Origin of the sequence: Tenggerimyces flavus (assembly GCF_016907715.1) — a bacterium.
Taxonomy (GTDB): Bacteria; Actinomycetota; Actinomycetes; order Propionibacteriales; family Actinopolymorphaceae; genus Tenggerimyces; species Tenggerimyces flavus.
This window is the reverse complement of record NZ_JAFBCM010000001.1, coordinates 148,330-165,869: the sequence shown is the minus strand read 5'-3', so window position 1 is coordinate 165,869 and position 17,540 is coordinate 148,330. Positions and strand designations below refer to the sequence as shown.

The 17,540-nt window shown below is 68.2% G+C and carries 20 protein-coding genes; 7 read left to right on the top strand and 13 right to left on the bottom strand.

Translation table 11 applies throughout. The features are described 5' to 3' along the window. Window positions 1-106: 106 nt before the first annotated feature. From nth to JOD67_RS00850, 4 genes are read left to right on the top strand one after another with little or no spacing between them, the layout of a single operon-like run. Window positions 107-796 carry an endonuclease III gene (gene nth / locus JOD67_RS00865; RefSeq protein ID WP_205122813.1) on the top strand — a complete coding sequence of 230 codons (690 nt, stop codon included), beginning with the start codon at window positions 107-109 and terminating at the stop codon, window positions 794-796. Beyond that, a complete protein-coding gene (locus JOD67_RS00860; RefSeq protein ID WP_205113942.1) occupies window positions 793-1,422 on the top strand; it encodes a TlpA family protein disulfide reductase in 630 nt (209 codons plus the stop codon). The genes nth and JOD67_RS00860 overlap by 4 nt, the downstream gene beginning before the upstream one ends. Then, window positions 1,419-2,162, top strand: a complete 744-nt coding sequence (locus tag JOD67_RS00855) for an NUDIX hydrolase (protein ID WP_307782227.1) — start codon at window positions 1,419-1,421, stop codon at window positions 2,160-2,162. Before JOD67_RS00860 ends, JOD67_RS00855 begins: the two co-directional genes overlap by 4 nt. Next, on the top strand, window positions 2,159-3,352 hold the full coding sequence (locus tag JOD67_RS00850; protein ID WP_205113940.1) for a MarP family serine protease: 1,194 nt from the start codon (window positions 2,159-2,161) through the stop codon (window positions 3,350-3,352). Before JOD67_RS00855 ends, JOD67_RS00850 begins: the two co-directional genes overlap by 4 nt. 82 nt (window positions 3,353-3,434) lie before the next feature. Here JOD67_RS00850 and JOD67_RS00845 read toward each other — a convergent pair whose 3' ends face one another. From JOD67_RS00845 to JOD67_RS00820, 6 genes are all read right to left on the bottom strand, one after another. Continuing rightward, complete coding sequence (locus tag JOD67_RS00845; RefSeq protein ID WP_205113937.1) at window positions 3,435-4,337, bottom strand: alpha/beta fold hydrolase; 903 nt, start codon at window positions 4,335-4,337, stop codon at window positions 3,435-3,437. 45 nt (window positions 4,338-4,382) lie between these two features. Beyond that, entirely contained in the window at window positions 4,383-5,939 is a 1,557-nt protein-coding gene (locus JOD67_RS00840; protein ID WP_205113935.1) for an apolipoprotein N-acyltransferase, read from the bottom strand. 108 nt (window positions 5,940-6,047) lie between these two features. Beyond that, complete coding sequence (locus tag JOD67_RS00835) at window positions 6,048-6,596, bottom strand: ArsR/SmtB family transcription factor (RefSeq protein ID WP_205113933.1); 549 nt, start codon at window positions 6,594-6,596, stop codon at window positions 6,048-6,050. Window positions 6,597-6,693: 97 nt separating this feature from the next. Continuing rightward, window positions 6,694-7,122 (bottom strand): phage holin family protein, encoded by a 429-nt coding sequence (locus JOD67_RS00830; RefSeq protein ID WP_205113931.1) that lies wholly within the window; start codon window positions 7,120-7,122, stop codon window positions 6,694-6,696. A gap of 167 nt (window positions 7,123-7,289) precedes the next feature. Beyond that, entirely contained in the window at window positions 7,290-8,222 is a 933-nt protein-coding gene (locus JOD67_RS00825) for a DivIVA domain-containing protein (RefSeq protein ID WP_205113929.1), read from the bottom strand. Between the two features lie 305 nt (window positions 8,223-8,527). Continuing rightward, window positions 8,528-8,938, bottom strand: a complete 411-nt coding sequence (locus JOD67_RS00820) for a YybH family protein (RefSeq protein ID WP_205113927.1) — start codon at window positions 8,936-8,938, stop codon at window positions 8,528-8,530. Between the two features lie 40 nt (window positions 8,939-8,978). Here JOD67_RS00820 and JOD67_RS00815 point away from each other — a divergent pair, with 40 nt between their 5' ends. Next, window positions 8,979-9,812, top strand: coding sequence for an RNA methyltransferase (locus JOD67_RS00815; protein ID WP_205113925.1), 834 nt, complete (start codon window positions 8,979-8,981; stop codon window positions 9,810-9,812). On the opposite strand, the gene JOD67_RS00810 is transcribed toward JOD67_RS00815, so the two are convergent. From JOD67_RS00810 to JOD67_RS00800, 3 genes are read right to left on the bottom strand one after another with little or no spacing between them, the layout of a single operon-like run. Beyond that, a complete protein-coding gene (locus tag JOD67_RS00810; RefSeq protein WP_205113923.1) occupies window positions 9,796-10,569 on the bottom strand; it encodes an SRPBCC family protein in 774 nt (257 codons plus the stop codon). The genes JOD67_RS00815 and JOD67_RS00810 overlap by 17 nt on opposite strands. Then, a complete protein-coding gene (locus JOD67_RS00805; protein ID WP_205113922.1) occupies window positions 10,566-10,982 on the bottom strand; it encodes a VOC family protein in 417 nt (138 codons plus the stop codon). Before JOD67_RS00805 ends, JOD67_RS00810 begins: the two co-directional genes overlap by 4 nt. Further along, the gene (locus JOD67_RS00800; RefSeq protein WP_205113920.1) at window positions 10,979-11,590 is read right to left on the bottom strand and encodes an ArsR/SmtB family transcription factor; all 612 of its coding nucleotides are present in this window, start codon (window positions 11,588-11,590) and stop codon (window positions 10,979-10,981) included. Before JOD67_RS00800 ends, JOD67_RS00805 begins: the two co-directional genes overlap by 4 nt. 322 nt (window positions 11,591-11,912) lie before the next feature. Here JOD67_RS00800 and JOD67_RS00795 point away from each other — a divergent pair, with 322 nt between their 5' ends. After that, window positions 11,913-13,313: a UDP-glucose dehydrogenase family protein gene (locus tag JOD67_RS00795; RefSeq protein ID WP_307782226.1), complete on the top strand. Its 1,401-nt coding sequence runs from the start codon at window positions 11,913-11,915 to the stop codon at window positions 13,311-13,313. Between the two features lie 115 nt (window positions 13,314-13,428). Here JOD67_RS00795 and JOD67_RS00790 read toward each other — a convergent pair whose 3' ends face one another. Together JOD67_RS00790 and JOD67_RS39720 are read right to left on the bottom strand one after the other, a co-directional pair. After that, window positions 13,429-14,154, bottom strand: coding sequence for a class I SAM-dependent methyltransferase (locus JOD67_RS00790; protein WP_205113916.1), 726 nt, complete (start codon window positions 14,152-14,154; stop codon window positions 13,429-13,431). 141 nt (window positions 14,155-14,295) lie between these two features. Beyond that, window positions 14,296-14,754 carry a MarR family winged helix-turn-helix transcriptional regulator gene (locus JOD67_RS39720; RefSeq protein WP_205113914.1) on the bottom strand — a complete coding sequence of 153 codons (459 nt, stop codon included), beginning with the start codon at window positions 14,752-14,754 and terminating at the stop codon, window positions 14,296-14,298. A 56-nt stretch (window positions 14,755-14,810) separates the two neighbouring features. On the opposite strand from JOD67_RS39720, the gene JOD67_RS00780 reads away from it, so the two are divergent. After that, on the top strand, window positions 14,811-15,281 hold the full coding sequence (locus JOD67_RS00780; protein WP_205113912.1) for a nitroreductase/quinone reductase family protein: 471 nt from the start codon (window positions 14,811-14,813) through the stop codon (window positions 15,279-15,281). Here the strand turns inward: JOD67_RS00780 and JOD67_RS00775 are convergent. Both JOD67_RS00775 and JOD67_RS00770 read right to left on the bottom strand, forming a co-directional pair. Beyond that, complete coding sequence (locus JOD67_RS00775; protein ID WP_275577035.1) at window positions 15,268-16,365, bottom strand: MFS transporter; 1,098 nt, start codon at window positions 16,363-16,365, stop codon at window positions 15,268-15,270. The genes JOD67_RS00780 and JOD67_RS00775 overlap by 14 nt on opposite strands. A 158-nt stretch (window positions 16,366-16,523) precedes the next feature. Beyond that, a complete protein-coding gene (locus JOD67_RS00770) occupies window positions 16,524-17,489 on the bottom strand; it encodes a peptidoglycan-binding domain-containing protein (protein ID WP_205113908.1) in 966 nt (321 codons plus the stop codon). Window positions 17,490-17,540 lie beyond the last annotated feature (51 nt).

Sequence of the window (17,540 nt, the reverse complement as noted above, 5' to 3'; positions counted from 1 at the left end):
GGCGAAGACGGCAGCGAAGAAGGTGGCCAAGACGGCCGCCAAGAAGGCCGAGCCCAGCGCGCCGCCGATCAGGAAGCGGTCGCGCAAGAACGAGACCCGGATCGGGCTGGTACGTCGGGCGCGGAAGATCAACGTGCTCCTCGGCGAGCAGTACCCCGACGCGCACTGCGAGCTGGACTTCACCAACCCGTACGAGCTGCTCGTCGCCACGATCCTGTCCGCGCAGACCACCGACAAGCGCGTCAACCAGATCACGCCGACGCTGTTCGCGAAGTACCCGACGCCCGCCGATCTCGCCGCCGCGAACCCCGAGGAGATCGAGACGATCATCCAGTCGCTCGGCTTCTTCCGCGCGAAGACCAAGTCGATCATGGGCATGGCGCAGGCCGTCGTGGACAACTTCGACGGCGCCGTCCCGGGCAAGCTGAAGGACCTCGTCACGCTCCCCGGCGTCGGCCGCAAGACCGCGAACGTCGTGCTGGGCAACGCGTTCGGCGTCCCCGGCATCACCGTCGACACGCACTTCCAACGCCTCGTGCACCGGTTTCACTGGACCGAGGAGAAGGATCCGGTCAAGATCGAGCACGCGGTCGGTGAGCTGATCGAGAAGAAGAACTGGACGGACATGTCGCAGCGGCTGATCTGGCACGGCCGGCGCCGCTGCCACGCGCGCAAGCCGGCGTGCGGCGCGTGCTCGCTCGCGGAGCTGTGCCCGTCGTACGGGGAAGGGCCGACCGACCCGAAGACCGCGGCGAAGCTGGTCAAGACGTCGGCGGAGGCCATCGCGGCGCCATGAGCTGGAAGTGGTTGGGGGGATTCGTGGTCGTAGCGGTGGCGGCGGTCGCCTGTACGCCTGCGCCCACGCCCGCTCCGGCTCCGCCCGCGCCGACCAAGCAGGCTCAGCAGCAGGACCTCGCCGCGCTCAAGAAGGCCGCCGCGATCGCCGACTGCCCGGCCGCCCCCGCGGCGAAGGGCGAGGCGGTGAAGGAAGGCCTCCCGGACGTGACGCTCGGCTGCCTCGGCGGCGGGCCGGACGTACGCCTGCCCGACCTCGCCGCCCAGCTGAAGAAGCCGGTCGTCCTCAACATCTGGGCCCAGTGGTGCCCGCCGTGCCGGACCGAGGCGAAGTTCTTCCAGCAACTGCACGCCCGCGCTGCCGCGAAGGTCGCGGTCGTCGGCATCGACCACGCCGACCCCCGCCCGGACCTGGCGCTGGAGCTCGCCAAGGTGCTCGGCCTGCGCTATCCGCAGCTCGTCGACGCCGAGAACGAGCTGCGTGGCCCGTTCGGCCTGGCGGTCGGCTTGCCCGCCACGGTCTTCGTCGCGGCGAACGGCAAGGTCGAGCACATCGCGCACGTCCCGTACAAGACCCAGGCCGCGCTGGACGCCGACGTCGCCAAGTACCTGGGGGTCCAGCCGTGACGACGCCGGACGGGCACCCGGAGGGGGAGTCGGACGTTGAGGCCGACATGAACGTCGACAGCGGGCCGGCCACGCTTCCGGGCTGGCTCAGGCCCGTTCTCGAGGTCGCGGAGACGGCCAGCACGGTCGACTTCGCGCGTGGCATCCCGGCCGACGGTGGTGGGGTGGCGTCGGCGATCCTGCTGCTGTTCGGCGAGGGTCCGGATGGGCCGGACATCCTGCTGATCGAGCGCGCCCATACGTTGCGCAGCCATGCTGGCCAGCCCGCGTTCCCCGGCGGTCGCGTCGATCCCGACGACGCCGGCCCGGTCGCCGCGGCGCTGCGCGAAGCCGAGGAGGAGACCGGCGCCGATCCCGCGGGCATCGAGGTGTTCGGGCGGCTGCCCGACCTGTACGTTCCACCGTCCGGCTACCTGGTCACGCCGGTGCTCGGCTGGTGGCGGAAGCCGTCGGAGGTGGGGGTGGTCGACGAGGCCGAGGTCGCGTCCGTCCACCGCGTACCGCTCTCCGACCTGCTCGACCCCGCCAACCGGCTCCGTGTGCGGCATCCGATGGGCTTCGTCGGCCCGGCGTTCGCCGTCGCCGGCCTGATCGTCTGGGGCTTCACCGGCGGCGTGCTGGACAAGCTGTTCTCGCTCACGGGCTGGGAACTCCCGTGGGACCGAAGCCGCGTCGAGGACCTTCCGGCACACCTGGTCGAGCTCGCGGGGCGGACCCGGCGGCGGGAGCCGAACCGATGACGGTGCTCGGCTTCAACCTCCTCGACATCATCCTGGTGCTGGTCGCGATCGCGTACGGCGTCTCCGGCTTCCGGCAGGGCTTCCTGATCGGCGCGCTCGGCGTCGTCGGGCTGGTGGGTGGCGGGCTCGTCGGCGTACTGCTGACGCCGCTGATCCTGAACAGATTCGAGCCGAGCATGACGATTTCCCTTGCCGCGTTGGGGATTGTCGTGGTCGTCGCGCTCGTGGGGCAGGCGATCCTGTCGAGCATCGGGGCGAAGCTTCGTTCGAAGGTGACCTGGCGACTGGCGCACGCGATCGACTCGAGCGCTGGCTCGGTGCTGAGCGTGATCGCGCTGCTGGTGGTCGCGTGGATCCTCGGGTCGGCTATCGCTTCCGCGCAGCTGGGGACACTGGCGCGGGTGGTGCGGTCGTCGGAGATCCTCACCGCGGTCGACAAGGTGATGCCGCGCGTCGCCGAGCAGGGGTTGCTCGCGTTCAGCCGCGTGGTCGACCCGAACCTGTTCCCGCGCTACCTCGAGCCGTTCGCGGCGGAGAGCATCGCGCCCGCGCAGCCGCCGGACGCCGGTGTGCTTCGGGATCCTGAGATCCGGGCCGCCGGCGACTCAGTGGTGCGGGTGCTCGGCGTGGCGTTGCGGTGCTCGCGGTCGCTGGAGGGGTCGGGCTTCGTGTACGCCAAGGAACGGGTGATGACGAACGCCCACGTGGTGGCCGGGGTGGAGTCGCCGACGATCGAGACGCGGGCGGGGGAGACGTACGACGCGGAGGTCGTGCTCTACAACCCCGAGCGCGACATCGCCGTTCTCGAGGTGCCGGGGCTGGACCTGGAGGAGTTGCGGCTCGACCCGAACGGCTCGGCCGGCGACCAGGGTGCGGTGATGGGCTATCCGGGCAACGACCCGTTCTGGGCCGGCCCGGCGCGGATCCGCGCCGAGCAGCGGCTGCGTGGTCCGGACATCTACGGCGAGCGCGAGGTCGTCCGCGAGGTGTTCTCGCTGTACGCCCAGGTGCGCCCCGGCAACTCCGGCGGCCCGCTCGTCACGCCTGAGGGCAACGTGTCGGGCGTCGTTTTCGCAGCGTCCGTTGAGGATTCGAACACCGGCTACGCCCTGACCGTCGACGAGGTCACGCCAGACGCCCAAGCCGGCGCCCGAGCAACCGACCGCGTGTCAACCGGCGATTGCTCCTAGCCCCGCAGGCGTTTTGAATGAAGGGCACCTTCACTCGAACCTATTGAATGAAGGTGCCCTTCATTCAAACGGGCGGCGGGGCCTAGTCCAGCCAGTCGATCAGTTCCTTGCTGAACGCGTCGGGGTCTTCCTCGTGCGGGAAGTGGCCGACACCTTCCAGGAGGCGCCAGCGGTAGGGGCCGGCGACGTACTCGGCCGATCCCTCCGCAGTCGACGGGAGCACCGAGCTGTCCAGCGCGCCGTGCAGTTGCAGGACGCGTTGGCGTACGGGCTCCTTCATGCGGGCGGCGAAGCGGCGGCCGTCGGTACGGTACGTCGCGCGGACCAGCCAGCGGTAGTACTCCAGCGCGCAGTGGGGTGCGGGCCAGAGCTGGAGTGCGGCCTTGTACTTCGCCGCGGCCTCGGCGTCGGGGAACGTCGAGCCGGGTGCCGCCCACTTGCGGAGCAGCCGTTCGACCATCGCCGCCCCGTCGGCCATCAGGCGGCGCTCCGGGACGATCGGGAGCTGGAACGAGACCACGTGGCCGGCCTTCTTGAACTGCTGCCGGTCCCGGAACGCCGCCCGCCGCATCCGCAGCGGGTGCGGCGCGCCCGCCACGGCGAGTCCGCGGACCTGGGAGGGGTGGTAGACGGCGGTCGCCCAGGCGACGTACCCGCCCCAGCCGTGGCCGACGACCACGGCGTTCGTCTCGCCGAGCGAACGGATCACGCCGGCGACGTCGCCGGACAGTGTGACCGGGTCATAGCCTCGCGGCGTCTTGTCCGAACCCCCGTACCCCCGCAGGTCCATCGCCACCGCGCGGTAGCCGACGTCGGCGAGGGCCGGGAGCTGGTGCCGCCACGCCCACCAGAACTCGGGAAAGCCGTGCAGGAAGACCACGAGCGGGCCATCGCCCACCTCCGCGACATGGAAACGAGCGCCGTTCGCCGCGACCCAGCGGTGCTTCCACGGTCCTTCGATGTCGATGATCCCGCCCACAGTCATTCATTCACTCTCGCACAGCATCCCAAGATCCGGCATGGAGCCTGGTCAGGCGCGGTTTCGTGTCCTCCTGGCGACGGCGACCGCCGCGAGGACGGCGAGGACGGCGAGGGCCGCGATGCTCAGCCAGGCGAAGGCGTCGCCGACCGTTCCGTAGAGCGTCCTGGTGCCCTTCGTCGGGACGTTGGCGACGACCGTCTGCTGGTCGGTGGTGAAATAGTCGGCCTGGGCGACGGTCCTGCCGAGCGGGTCGATCGCGCGGGAGAGGCCGTTGCTGTCCTGACGGACGAGGGAGTAGCCGTTCTCGACCGCCCGGAGCGTGGCCTTCTCGGTGTGGGTCTGGCCCATCTCCTTCCAGTCGTTGCTGGGCACGAGCATGAGGTCGACATCTCTTGCCTTGCGCATCAGCGCGGGGAAGTCGGCGTCGAAGCAGATGGCGTTGGCGATCCGTCCGTACGGCGAGTCGTGGCTCGGCATCGTGCGGTCGCCGGGCGCGATCGGGTCGAGGAACGGGACGGGGTAGGACTTCGCGTACGTCCAGAGCGGGCCTTCGTCGGGACTTACGAGGACGGCCTCGTTGCGGAAGGCGTGCTTGCCGCCGGGTTGGTTCATCACGGCCATGCCGACCTCGATGTAGGCGCCGGTCTTCGTTGCCAGCTCGCTGACTCTGTCGAGGAACTGCTGGCGGTCCTCCTCGAGGACCGCGGCGCCGCCCTCGGGCCAGACGACGATCTTGGCGCCGGCGCTGATCTCGCGTTCCGTTGACTTGAGGAGGTCCTCGTTCACGGGTGCGAACGCGGTGCCGACCTCCGCGCGGTGGCTCGTCAGTGCGTCGGTGAGGTCGCCGAGCTGCTCGCGTTCCTGGTCGGACGCTTCGTCGGCGGCGCGTGACACACTGACGCCGGAGACGCGGACGGTTTCGCCTTGTGGGGCGAAGAACGCGAGGCGGATCGTGCCGCCGATGACGGTGAGCGCGAGGATGCCGACGTACGTGAGTGCGATGGTCCTGATCTTCGGCCAGCGCAGGCGCTGCTCCGCCAGCTCGTTCGCGACGGAGGCGAACCAGGCGACGAGGAAGCTGACGCCGTACCCGCCGGTGATCGAGGCGAGCTGGAGGAGCGGAAGGTTCTCGTGCTGCGTGCTGGCGAGTGAGCTGAGCGCTGTGCCCATCGGCGTGGTGACGGCGATGAGGTACTCGCCGGCGACGACCGCGAGCGGGAACACGAGCGAGCGGACGATCCCGTTTGTCAGGTGCCGGTTGACGAGGCGGTCGATGGTGAACGGGAGAACGAAGACGATGCCGAGCGGGATGCTGACGGCGGCCATCGGGCCGACGACTTGCATGCCGTCTTGGAAGAGCAGGTAGAGGACGCCGATCGCGGTGACGGCCCAGACGGCGAGGAAGCCCTTGAGCGCGGTGGTGGTTCTGGTGAATCGCAGCAGCAGTCCGCTGGCGAGCCAGGGCGCGATCGCGAGGTCCCATTGGCCGTGGGTGGCGAGCAGGTAGAGGACGGTGCCGAGGCCGAGGATTGCCCAGCTGTACTTGGTCGTCTTGGGCTTCGGTGTGGGCTCGGTGAGGGGTGGTGACTTGCTTTCGAGCAGCATGAGCTGCTCTCCTTTCTGTGCGAGGACGAAACCGCGTTGGAGTGGTGCGTTTCTTGCGTGGTGGCCGTCGAGTGGCAGCTCGGCGGCCACGCTTCTTGTGGTGGGGTGCTAGTCGGCAGGGATGTCGGGGAACGCGACGAACCGCATCGAGATGTTGCGCGCGCCCGGTTGGGGCGGACGCTTGGCGTAGCGGTTGAGCAGGGCGAGGTAGTCGTCGAAGAACTGGGCGAGCTCCTCGAGCGTGACGTTGAGCTCGCCGCGCGAGTACGGCAGCGCGTCGCCCCACTCGCCGAGCTCGTCGCGGACCCGTTCGAACCTGGCCATGCCGTCCAGATCCTCTTGGAACCATTGCCGATTGAGGTCGTCGAACACCGCGCGCATCTCTTCGTTCTGCTCGCTGTAGCGGGGAAAACGCAGGCCGCGCCCGGCGAACCGCCACCACCGTTCGCGCCCGGTGCTCTTCTCGGGGATCTCCTCGACGAACCCGTGGTCGGCGAGGACGCGCAGGTTGTAGGACGTGCCGCCGGTCGTGACGCCGAGCTCCTTGGCCAGCGTGGTGGACGTGGCCTCGCCGGTCCGCCTCAGCGCGCGCAGGATGCGCTGCCTCAGTGGGTTGGCGAGAACCTTCAACGACGCCAGATCAGCGAGCTCGTCCATGACTGCACGATAAGTCGTGCACGAGAACTCGTGCAATCAGGGATGCCCCGGATCCGGGTCCTTTTTCGATGGATGCCGAGGAGGGAGCTGGCCAGCTCTACCGGTCGATGGCGGCGGGCTGCTTGGGGTCGGAGCCGTTGGACTCTGAACGGTTCATCAGGGCCTTGGCCTCTTCGATCGAACGGATCGTCCGCTCGGGCGGCCCGGCCTTCTTCACGTTCTGGATCCCGATGAACGCCAACAACCCCGCGATCAGCAGGTACACGCCCGCGACGATCAGGAAGCCCAGCGCGGGATGCAGCCCCAGGGCAGAGATCCCCAACGCAGCCGCCACAGACAGCAAGATGACCGCGAGATAGACGAGGAAGCCGGCAGCACCGAACATGCCCGCGCCCTTGCCGGCGGCGGCCACGCTCTCTTTCAGTTCGGCCTTGGCGAGCTCGAGCTCACCGCGGACGAGGGCGGACAGGTCGCGGCTCGCGTTGGCCACCAGCTGTCCCAGGCTCTGCTCGTCCTGCTCCGGCATGGCTCACTCCTCACATCTGGTACGCGCAAGTGTCGTACCCAGGCGATCTTCGACCATGCATCGGGGCCCCGCAACGACGCACGCCGTGGCACGGAGCACGCAAACAAAACCGGGCCTGCAACTCCGAGAAACAGAGTGCAGGCCCGGCGATACGTCACCGTGCGTGGTTACTTCTTGTCGTTCGACCCCATCGGCAGCGCCAGCGTGCTGTCGGCGGTGGAGCCGACGACGAGCTGGTTCGGAGCGTCACCCTCGAGCTCCAACGTCGCCAACATTTGCCGAACGTTGATCAGCTGGCCGTTGATCGAGTCGCGACGGTGCTTGATCGCCGCGAGTTCGCGCTCGGACTCTGTCCGGATCCGGTCAGCGCGGGCGGTCGCTTCGGAGAGAATCTGCTGCGACTTGCGCTGCGACTCGTACACCAGTCGCTCGGTCTTCTGCTTCGCCTCGTTGTGCGCCTGCTCGGCGTCGGAGCGCACCGTCTCGGCGTGCTCCTGTACAGCGGCCAGGTGCTGCTCGGCGGCCGACGTACGCTCCTGCAGGTCCAGCTCGGCCCGCTCGCGGCGCTGCGCCAGCTGGGTCTCGAACTCGGTCGCTGCCTGAACGGCCTTCGTGCGCTGCTGCTCGAAGATCGCCTCCGCTTCCTTGCGGCGGGCGGCGGCGTCGTTGTCAGCTTCGGCGCGGATGTCGAGCGCCTTGTCGCGCGCGTCCTTGATCACCTGCTCGGCCTCGAGGTCGGCCGTGACGCGCTTCTCCTTGCCATACCGGTCCGCCTCGTCGCGGATCCGCCCCGCGACCTCCTTGGCGTCCTTGTGCATGGCGTCGATGTCCGCGTTCGCCTTGGTACGCAGCTCAGCCGCGTCTTCCTCAGCCAGCGTCAGGATCTTGCCGACGCGCTCACCGAAGTCGGCGAAGTTCGGCTCGTTCGAGCCCGGCCGGGACGTCTGGGCGTTCTCCAGGTCCTCGACGCGCTTCGCCAGCTCGACCGACTGCCGCCGCGCGGCTTCAAGGGCCTCGGCCAACTCACGGACGCGGCTGTCGACCTGGCTTGGTTCGTATCCGCGAATCACGGTGCGGAACGCGGTGGACGTATCGCTCATGACCTCTCTTTTTCTTCGGCGAGAGACGACGGTTGGAAGGTGTCGCACATCACAGAAACAACGAAACACGAATTACACGGCTGTAATACGAAGTTTGGGCACACGAGATGGATCGACGACCCTTACGGGTCTTTGGCCGGCACTCTCATCGAGCTCCCCGTCAGGGCCCACCCTGCTCCAAGGACGACCGCGCCAGCATACGCGCACCTGTTGATGCGGTCGCTAGCGCGGTGGCCGATGTTACCTATGCCTGGCTTCGACCACCAGTGCCTGTTCCATCACGGCCCGTCACGCATTGCGGGCGCCTAGACCCATACGTCCGCGGCATGGTCGCCGTGCCGATGCAGCAGCCGCCAATGACCGTCCTCGAGCCGATACACATGGGTGACACGCAGCGTCATCGTCGACGGCCCATCCTGCTCCGGCACGTACGTGGAGTAATGCTCGAGCTGAACGGTGCACGCGAGCTCCCCGCTCCCGTACCGGCCGAGCTCCTCGAACGTCACGTCCCCGCCGCCGAAGCGACTCGACGCCCACTCGTACCGCGGCTCGAGCTCTGCCCATCCGCGTTCGTGCCCGCCCCATCCGCCGAACAACGTCGCGTCCGCCTCGCGCGAGCACAGCGCCAACCACTTCGTCGTATCACCGTTGACGAACGCACGCGTCGCGTCCCGCATCGCGTCGATCGTCTCGTCCAACCCCGTCGTGATCTCCACCCTGCCAGGCTACGTAATGAAGGGGAGCAGATAATCAACCGTGCCGAGTGTCCACAAGATCAGCGTCCGCAACGCGCGCTTCCAGCAATGGCAGGCGCTGCTCACGAATCGGACGAAGCGCAACCAGCTCGGCCAGTTCCTCGTCCAGGGGGTCCGCCCGATCACGCTCGCGGTCGAACACGGGTGGCCGATTCTCACGCTGCTGAGATCGGCGAACGGCAAGCGTTCCGGCTGGGCCGACCAGGTGCTCCGCCGAGTCGACGCCGAGGTCGTCGATGTCGCCCCCGAACTGCTCGCCGAGCTCGGTGACAGGGAGGAGGAGAACGCGCCGGAGCTGATCGCGGTCGCCGATCTGCCCGCGGACGAGCTGGACCGGATCCTCCCTCTCCACGACGGTCTGGTCGTCGCGTTCGACCGGCCAGGCAGCCCTGGCAACGTGGGGACGCTGATCCGTTCGGCCGACGCGTTCGGCGCGCACGGCGTCATCGTCACCGGGCATGCGGCCGATCCGTACGACCCGCGCGCGGTCCGTGCGAGCACCGGCTCGCTGTTCGGCATCCCGGTCGTGCGTGCGCCGTCTCACCGCGAAGTGCTTGCCTGGTTGGACAAACTCCGTTCGCACGGCACCGAGACTCGTGTCGTCGGCACCGATGAGGCTGGCACGGTCGAGATCGACGCGTACGACTTCACCGGTCCGACGTTGCTCGTGGTCGGGAACGAGACGCGCGGCATGAGCGCGGCCTGGCGGGAGTCGTGCGACGCGGTCGTCCGCATTCCGATCGGCGGCGCGGCGAGCTCGTTGAACGCGGCGGTGGCGGCCAGCGTCACCTTGTACGAGGCCGCCCGCCAGCGTCGCGTCAAGCCATCGGCGTAGGAGTTGCTGGGAAGAGTTTCGTCAACCAGGACTGCCAGTTCTTCGTCGCTTCCGTGGCGTCGAGGGAGACGCCGTAGAAGTAGTGCGCGACCGTTGCCATGCCGCCGAAACCGCCGAACCGGTGCAGCCCGACTTCGGACCGGACCCCAAGGCAGCCTGGGTCGTGGACGTCGACGACGCCCTCGATCGCGGGTATGCCGACCGGTTTCAAGGTGACCTTGTCGCCCACCTCCACCGACGGCGAGATGCCCAACGCCGCATGGAAACCGGCCCACACCGCCACGGCGTCGGCCGTGGTGAAGGTCAGCCCGACCACGTTCGTCACCGGTTTGCCGCGGAAGTACGCGAAGTACGACACCAGGTTGTGCAGGTACTGGTCCCAGCCGCGCGACATGCCCTCGTACTGCTGCTCCCAGTCCTCGGCGGAGAACCCGCTCTGCACTAGTCGCAGCACCGTCGATCCCTGCGCGCGCCCCTCGACCAGGAACTCCAACGCGAGGCCCGCTTGGTCTTGCGGGGTGCCCTCCGGTGCGCCGTACACGACCCGGCGGCCGGGCTCGAGGTCGAGGACCCGGCCGCCCGCGGTCTGGCCGCCGCCGAAGTCGGCCTCGGCCCCGCCGCCCGAATCGTCGTACGTATGCGGAACGAACCAGCTCGACATGCCCGGTCCGGTCGCGACCGCGTCCCACACCTCTTCGGGTGTGGCGTCGAGCACGATGCTCTTCTCGACGCGACGTTCGGGCGGCGGAGTGCTCAAGACTCGACCACCTGCATGAGGCCGATCAGGTTGCCGCAGGTGTCGTCGAACATCGCCATGATGCCGCCCATCGTCTCGGCCGGCTCCGCGCGGAACTCGACGCCCTTCGCGGCGAGCTCCTTGTACTCCTTGTGGATGTCGTCGGTGAACAACACCGTGTACGGCATGCCGGCGTTGTAGAGCGTCTTCTTCCACACCTGGGCGGCGGGCTCGCCGTTGATCGTGACGGCCGGGTTGCCGTCGGGCTCGAGCAGCAGCTCCACGCCGTCGGCGCGGTCGGGCGCGACCACGGTCAGCCAGCTCGCGTCGCCGACCGGGATGTCGCGCTTGGTCTGGAAGCCGAGCACGTCGGTGTAGAACTTGCGCGCCTTCTGCTGGTCGTCGACGAGGATGCTGGTGACTTCGACTCTCATGATTTCTCCTTCTCTGGTTGCGATTTCTCTGGTTGAACCTTCGGGTGAATGGCGATCACGATGCGGTGCGCGCGGCCGCCGGGTGCCTTCTCGTCGTGGTACTTCGAGACGAGCTTCGTCACCGCGTCGGTAAGCTCGTCGGCGAACGCGGCGCGGTCCTTCGCCGAGGCGAACCTGATGTCGCCGTCCATCCCGAACGTCGGCAGCTGCTTGCGCGCCGCCGCCGCACCGGTGACGAGGTCGCCGAGCTCGCGGACCATCCTCGTGGCGAGCGCGAGCAGCCACTTCGCGGAGAGCTTGTCGAGCGACTTGTCCGGGTCCGGCGTGATCGCACCGAGCACGCTGGGCGAGATGACGTACGACGACGCGACCGCCCGCAGCCAACGCTCGTTGACGTTTCCCTTGCGACGCTCCTCGACCAGCTCGACCAAGCCGTGCTGCTCGAGCGTCCGCAGGTGGTAGTTGACCTTCTGCCTCGGCAGACCGATCTTCCGCGCCAGCGTGGTCGCCGAACCCGGCTCGGCCAGCTCGGCGAGCAGCCTTGCGCGGACCGGATCCAGGGAGACCCCAGCCGCCACAGGGTCCGCGATCACCGCGACTTCGTCCATGCCAGGAAGCATTTCACCGACAATTCAAGTTGTCAAGAACTCAAGACTTGTCGGCTGGGACGTGCGCAGGATCTGGCGACCACCAAGCGCTGTTCCGCCGGATCGCGACACGTGCGTCCGTTGCCGTTCCCTGGTGGGTGTCGCGTGCCCTATCGTGGCTCCTCGGCCGATCACGCTGGCCGGACTCCGAGCCGCTCCCCACCCACGCTGGGTTGTGGTGACGAGGACAAGGGTCACAGACTCGCGTGTCGCGCGCCGCTTGGACTTTGTCTCCGTCATCTGAGCCGGTGGGCGTGGGTCATCGGCTGAACAGGATGACGTCATGACAGTTGACAAGGCCCGCAAGAAGGCGACCCGCGCCCGCGTAGCCGTGACTGGAGAGTCCTACACCCGAGCCCGTAGGAGGGTTGCCGGTTCCCGGGGCATGAGCTCCGAACCACGGCGCGTCGCGGTCTTCGGGGCCGGCTACATCGGTCTGGTGACAGGTGCCTGCCTCGCCGAGCTGGGTCACCAGGTCGTCCTGCGTGACGTCCAGCCGGAGAAGATCCGGCTGTTGCGGGTCGGAGAGGTTCCCATTTTCGAGCCCGGATTGGGCGATCTCCTGGCCAGCAACAAGGAGCGGTTGTCGTTCACGCTCGATGCGGCCGAGGCAATACGAGACGCGGAGGTCGTGTACGTATGCGTCGACACGCCTCCGACGGCGTCCGGTGATGCGGACCTGTCCCGGGTCTGGGCGGTCATCGACACGCTCAAGACGGTGAGTTCGGATCGCCTGGCGGTGTTGGTCATGAAGAGCACGGTGCCTGTCGGCACGGGGGACCGCGTTCGCGCTGCGTTGGACGATGCCGGACTTGCCCACGTCGGGTACGCGGCGAACCCGGAGTTCACCTCGGAGGGCAACGCCGTGAGCACCTTCCTGCATCCGGACCGGGTGGTAATCGGCGCGGCGGACGACGAGTCGGCACGCCTCGTGACGGCACTGCATGAGGGGGTGGATGGGCCGGTGGCGGTGATGGACGTCGCGGACGCCGAGATGGTCAAGCTGGCTTCGAACGCACTCCTGGCGACGAAGATCACCTTCATCAATGAGATCGCGACTGTTTGTGAAGCGACCGGTGCCGACGTCGAAACCGTGGCCAGAGCGATTGGCATGGATCCCCGTCTCGGTCCGCACTTCTTGAAGGCAGGGCTCGGCTATGGCGGCTCGTGCTTCCCGAAGGACTCCCGTGCGCTGCGGGCTATGGCCAGCAACACCGGTCATCCCTTCCAGCTGCTCAGCACAGTCATCGAGGTCAACGAACTCCAGCCACGTCGGGCCATCCAGCGGTTGAAGAACGAGTTGGGCACCCTCAAGGGCCGCAGGATTGCGCTGTTGGGTATGACCTTCAAAGCGGGCACCGACGACATGCGCGAGGCGCCGTCGACCATCGTTGCGTCGCGGCTGCTGGCCGAAGGCGCTGAGATCCGCTGCTGGGACCCGCTCGCCCGGTCCGTCGAGGTCGAGCCGTGGACGTCGACGATCCGTCTCGCAAGCCCTGTCGAGGCGATGGCCGAAGCCGACGCGGCGATCGTGGTCACCGAATGGCCGCAGCTCAAGGACCTCGACTGGGCAGAGGCGCGGAAGGTGATGCGCAACCCCTTGATCTTCGACGGCCGGAACCTTCTCGACCCGAAGAGAATGCGGAACCTCGGCTTCACGTACATGAGTGTCGGTCGACGGTAGGCGCACGACCGAGCCAGCCCAGCGCTTCGGCCGCATCAAGCAGCGATGACGGTCCCTAGCCCATGGTCGTTGGCGGTGTTGGAGCCGCCAACGACCATGGCAGCGGGGTGAACACCTATGGGGAAGGGTGGCCGGGGATGTGCTGGCAGCGGAAGTAGAGCAGGCCGGGGACTTCCTTCCAGACCGGTCGATCGCCGACGGGTTCGATCATGCGAACGACGAAGAGGTCGGCGGCTGTGAAGGTGTTGATGTAGGTCGACAGCGTGCGGTGGTAGGCCGTCCGGGGAAGGATGTCCCATCGGGTCGGACTGCTGTAAGGGCCTTCGGCGAAGTAGCGGCCTGTCGTTCGTCGTACTGAACCATCAACATGGTCGACGAATTCGCCGTCCGCGGGGGTCTTGTAGCAGGGGTGCACGATCGACGCGACGAACCAGCCGCCGGGTCGAAGGACTCGAACGATCGAGGTGACCGTCGGGTTGAGTTCTGGGATGTCCATCAGGGCCATGTGGCACACCACGCCGTCAAACGTGCTGTCGGCCAGCGGTTGCAGATCGTGGGCGTCACCGTGGACGTACTCAACTCCGCGGGGCGTGTCCTGTTCCAGCCGCCGGGCGTGCGTAAGAAGCGGCTCTGAGGCATCGATGCCCACCACGGACGCCCCGAGGTCGGCCAGTCGTCGAGCGTCGCGGCCCTGGCCGCAGGCGACCGCAGCGATCCGCTGGCCTCGCACTTCGCCTACCAAGTCGTCGAAGATTGGGTCTTCCAGTCCACCACCATCGGGATCAACGGTGTGGTGGTACACATCGGCAAGCTCGTCATAGGCACTCGTCAGCCTGGTCATGGTTCAACTGAACCGCATCTCATCCGCTCGCGCCGCCCTGTCCGCTGAGGGCTGACCTGCCGGTGCGCCTGGTACACCTCATGCACGAAGTCGCAGACCTCGATCACGGGGGCGGGCGTTGAGGAGGTGCTGGGCCGGGGGTCAGCAGGGGCGGCCGAGGGCCTTGAGCAACTTGTCGGTGCTGCCCACGAAGTCGCTCAGCTCGGGTCCGGTGAGCTGGCCGCCCAGGGTTTCCTCGAGGAGGCGGACGTACGTGACGCGCGCCTTGGCGAGGGTGCGTTCGCCCTCGTCGGTGAGGACCGCGTACACCTCGCGGCGGTTGTCGTCCGGCCGGTCCCGGCGCACCCAGTCGCGCTCGACCAGGCGGTCGATGATCCGGGTGAGGCCGCCGCGGGTGACGTCCATCAGGTCGGCGAGCTCGTTCATCTTCAGCCGGTGTCCCTCGGCGAAGTCGAGCCGGCTGAGCAGGTCGTGCTCGAACAGCGAGCAGCTCGCGTTCGACGCCATCTCGGCGTCCAGGAGGCGGCGCATCTCGAGGTAGACGCGGTGCAGGTTCGCCCACGCCTCGAAGGTCTCCGACCCCGTCCCTGCCTTGGTCACAGCAGAAGAATACCAGCGAGGTTGACGGATCAATGGTTGCCGGTACGATCATTGTCATGACAACAATTCGCACGGCAACTCGTTCGGGAACCCGCGGCGCGAGGATCACGTGGGCGCACCTGCTGGTCGCCAAGCTGTTCCGGAAGGCGTTGATCCGCAGCCATCGCAAGAAGGGCGACACGTTCCTGGGGCAGCCGGTGCTGTACCTCACGACCAAGGGCGCGAAGTCCGGCACCGTACGCGTGACGCCGGTCGGCTACGTCCTCGACGGCCCGAACGCCTGGCTGGTCGTCGCCTCGCTCGGCGGCGCCGCGCGCAACCCGGCCTGGTACTACAACGTCGTCGCCCACCCCGACGCGCTGTCGATCGAGGTCGCCGGCAAGCGGTACGACGTGACGGCCGAACAGCTCACCGGCGACCGCCGCGCCGAGGCGTGGGACCGCATCACCGCGGAGCGGCCGAGCATGGCGGAGTACCAGACCCAGACCGACCGCATCCTGCCCGTCCTGCGCCTCACTGCCGCATGAGCCGCCAGAAGACCAGGCACAGCACGACCGCGAGGGCGGCGAGGAACGGGCCGATCGCGATCGGCCCGAATCCGCTGACCAGCAAGCCGATCGTGGCACCCGGGATCACCGCGCCGGCCGCGCCGGACGTCGCGAACTGCAGGCCGATCACCCGGTCGGCGTGCGCTGCGCCCACCCGGTCCTTGGTCGTCAACGTGAGCAACGGGAACATCGGCGCGGACGCGAACCCGATCACCGCGACGCCCACCGACCCCAGCCAGGCCGGACCCGGAACGGCGAGGAGCGCCGCGCCGAGCAGCGTTCCCAGGGCGCCGTACGTGAGGATGCGCCGCGGCCCGACGCGATCCGCCAGCTGGCCCACGACGATCCGCCCCAGCAGCATCATCGCCCAGAACGCCGACACGGTGAGCCCGGCCGGTTGGGTCGCCATGCCGCGTCCCTCGGTGAGGTAGACGAACGCCCAGATCCCGGTGCCGTTCTCGACCCCGGTCTGCAGTGCGAACGTCGCGAGGCTCGGCCACAGCTTGCGCGCACCCGGCAGCGGGCCGGCCTTGCGCGGTTCCGGCTCCGCGTGCGCCCATCGTCGTGCGGTGAAGCCGAACGCGACGGCGAGTACGCCCTGCATCGCGGCGAGGCCGGCGTACGTCCACCGCCAGGTCACGCCAGCGCCCAGCAGTGCGACGAACAGCGCCGGGCCGAGCATCGCGCCCACGCAGAAGAAGGCGTGCATCCAGGTGATGTGTCGTGCGCTGAATCGCTTTGCCGCGTAGACGTTCAGCCCGGAGTCGATGGCGCCGGAGGTGATCCCCGAGACGAACGCGCAGACCAGCAGGATCCAGAACTCACCAGCCAGCGCGTACACCGCGAGGCCGAGAGCGGAGACGGCGGTCATCCAGGTCAGCAGCCGGCCAACGCTCATGCGGGCAAGGAGAAACCCCGTCGCCGAGGCGGACAGGATGTACCCGGTGACGCCGAACGGTACGAACAGGCCGAGCGCTCCGAGCGGCTGGTCGACGTCGAGCCGCACAGACGGCCACGCCACGCCGCCCACGTTGTCGGGCATGGAAATCGAGATGTAAGCCAAGTAGGCAAGGAGAAGCAAGGGTCACAACCCTTCCGGGCTGCGCGATCTACGCAGCACGCGTGAGATGAACGACAGAGTTCAGTCAGCGCGTGCTGGAGCGACCGGGTGCAACTGCACCGGCCGCCCCGGTGTTCACAAGCTTCTCCATGCGGTGGACGTTAGCAGTCGTACAGCGAACTCGGATGCACCTTTTCGCAGTACCGGACGTGCAGGTGGTTGTCGTGGTTGGCCTCGTGCGTGGACAGACCCTCGGAGATCAGCGTCGGGTCGTTGAAGAAGACCCACCGGATGTGCCCGGGTGCGGCCGCGCGGATCGCCTGGATCAGTTGGCGGGTCGCGGCGCGGTCGTACGTGGCGGACTGCCAGGTGATCCGTCCGGCGGTGCACTGGCCGTTGTCGGTACGGATCGGCCAGATGTCGATGTCCAGCCCGACCTCGTGGCTGCCGTGGCCGGGGATGTCGCCGCCGTGCTCGAAGCCGGCGTCACCGTACGGCACGAGGCCCTGGCCGGTCGCCTGGAACGAGCGGATCCCCTGCTCCAGTTGGGCGATCGCCGCCGCGGTGGCCCAGTTCGCCGTACCGTTCCCGTCCGGGTCCTGATCACAGGCGCCCGCACTGAAGTCCGGATAGTCGTAGTGCCAGACCAGGTTGCGCCAGGTGATCGGCCCGACGACCCCGTCGACACCGATGCCGGCATGCGACTGGAACGTACGGACCGCGCTCGTCACCTCGGCGTCGAACACGCCGTCGACCGCGAGGTTGAGCCGGCGCTTGGCGTTCAGCTCGACTTGCAACGCGCGGACGGCGGCACCGCTCGCGCCCTCGCGGAGCGTCGGGACGAGCGCGCCCCAGGTCGCGGGTCCGACGATGCCGTCGACGCTCAGCCCCTTCGCGGACTGGAACGCGCGGACCGCGGTATCCGTCCCGGTGTTGAGCACGCCGTCGGTGGCGGCGGTCTGACCGTGGTGGTTGAGCAGGTGCTGGATCGCGAGCACGTCCGCGCCGCGGTTGCCCGTGCTCTGGGTGTGGAAGAACGCGTTGGCGAACGCGCTCGACGGCTGGGCCGTGGCGAGGAGGACCACGCCGACGAGCAGGAGCGTGAAGACGAGCCGGGACTGACGCATGAGTGGGCCCCCAGGGTGGGCGTGCGTTCGTCTGCTGTCTCCCGCATCCTC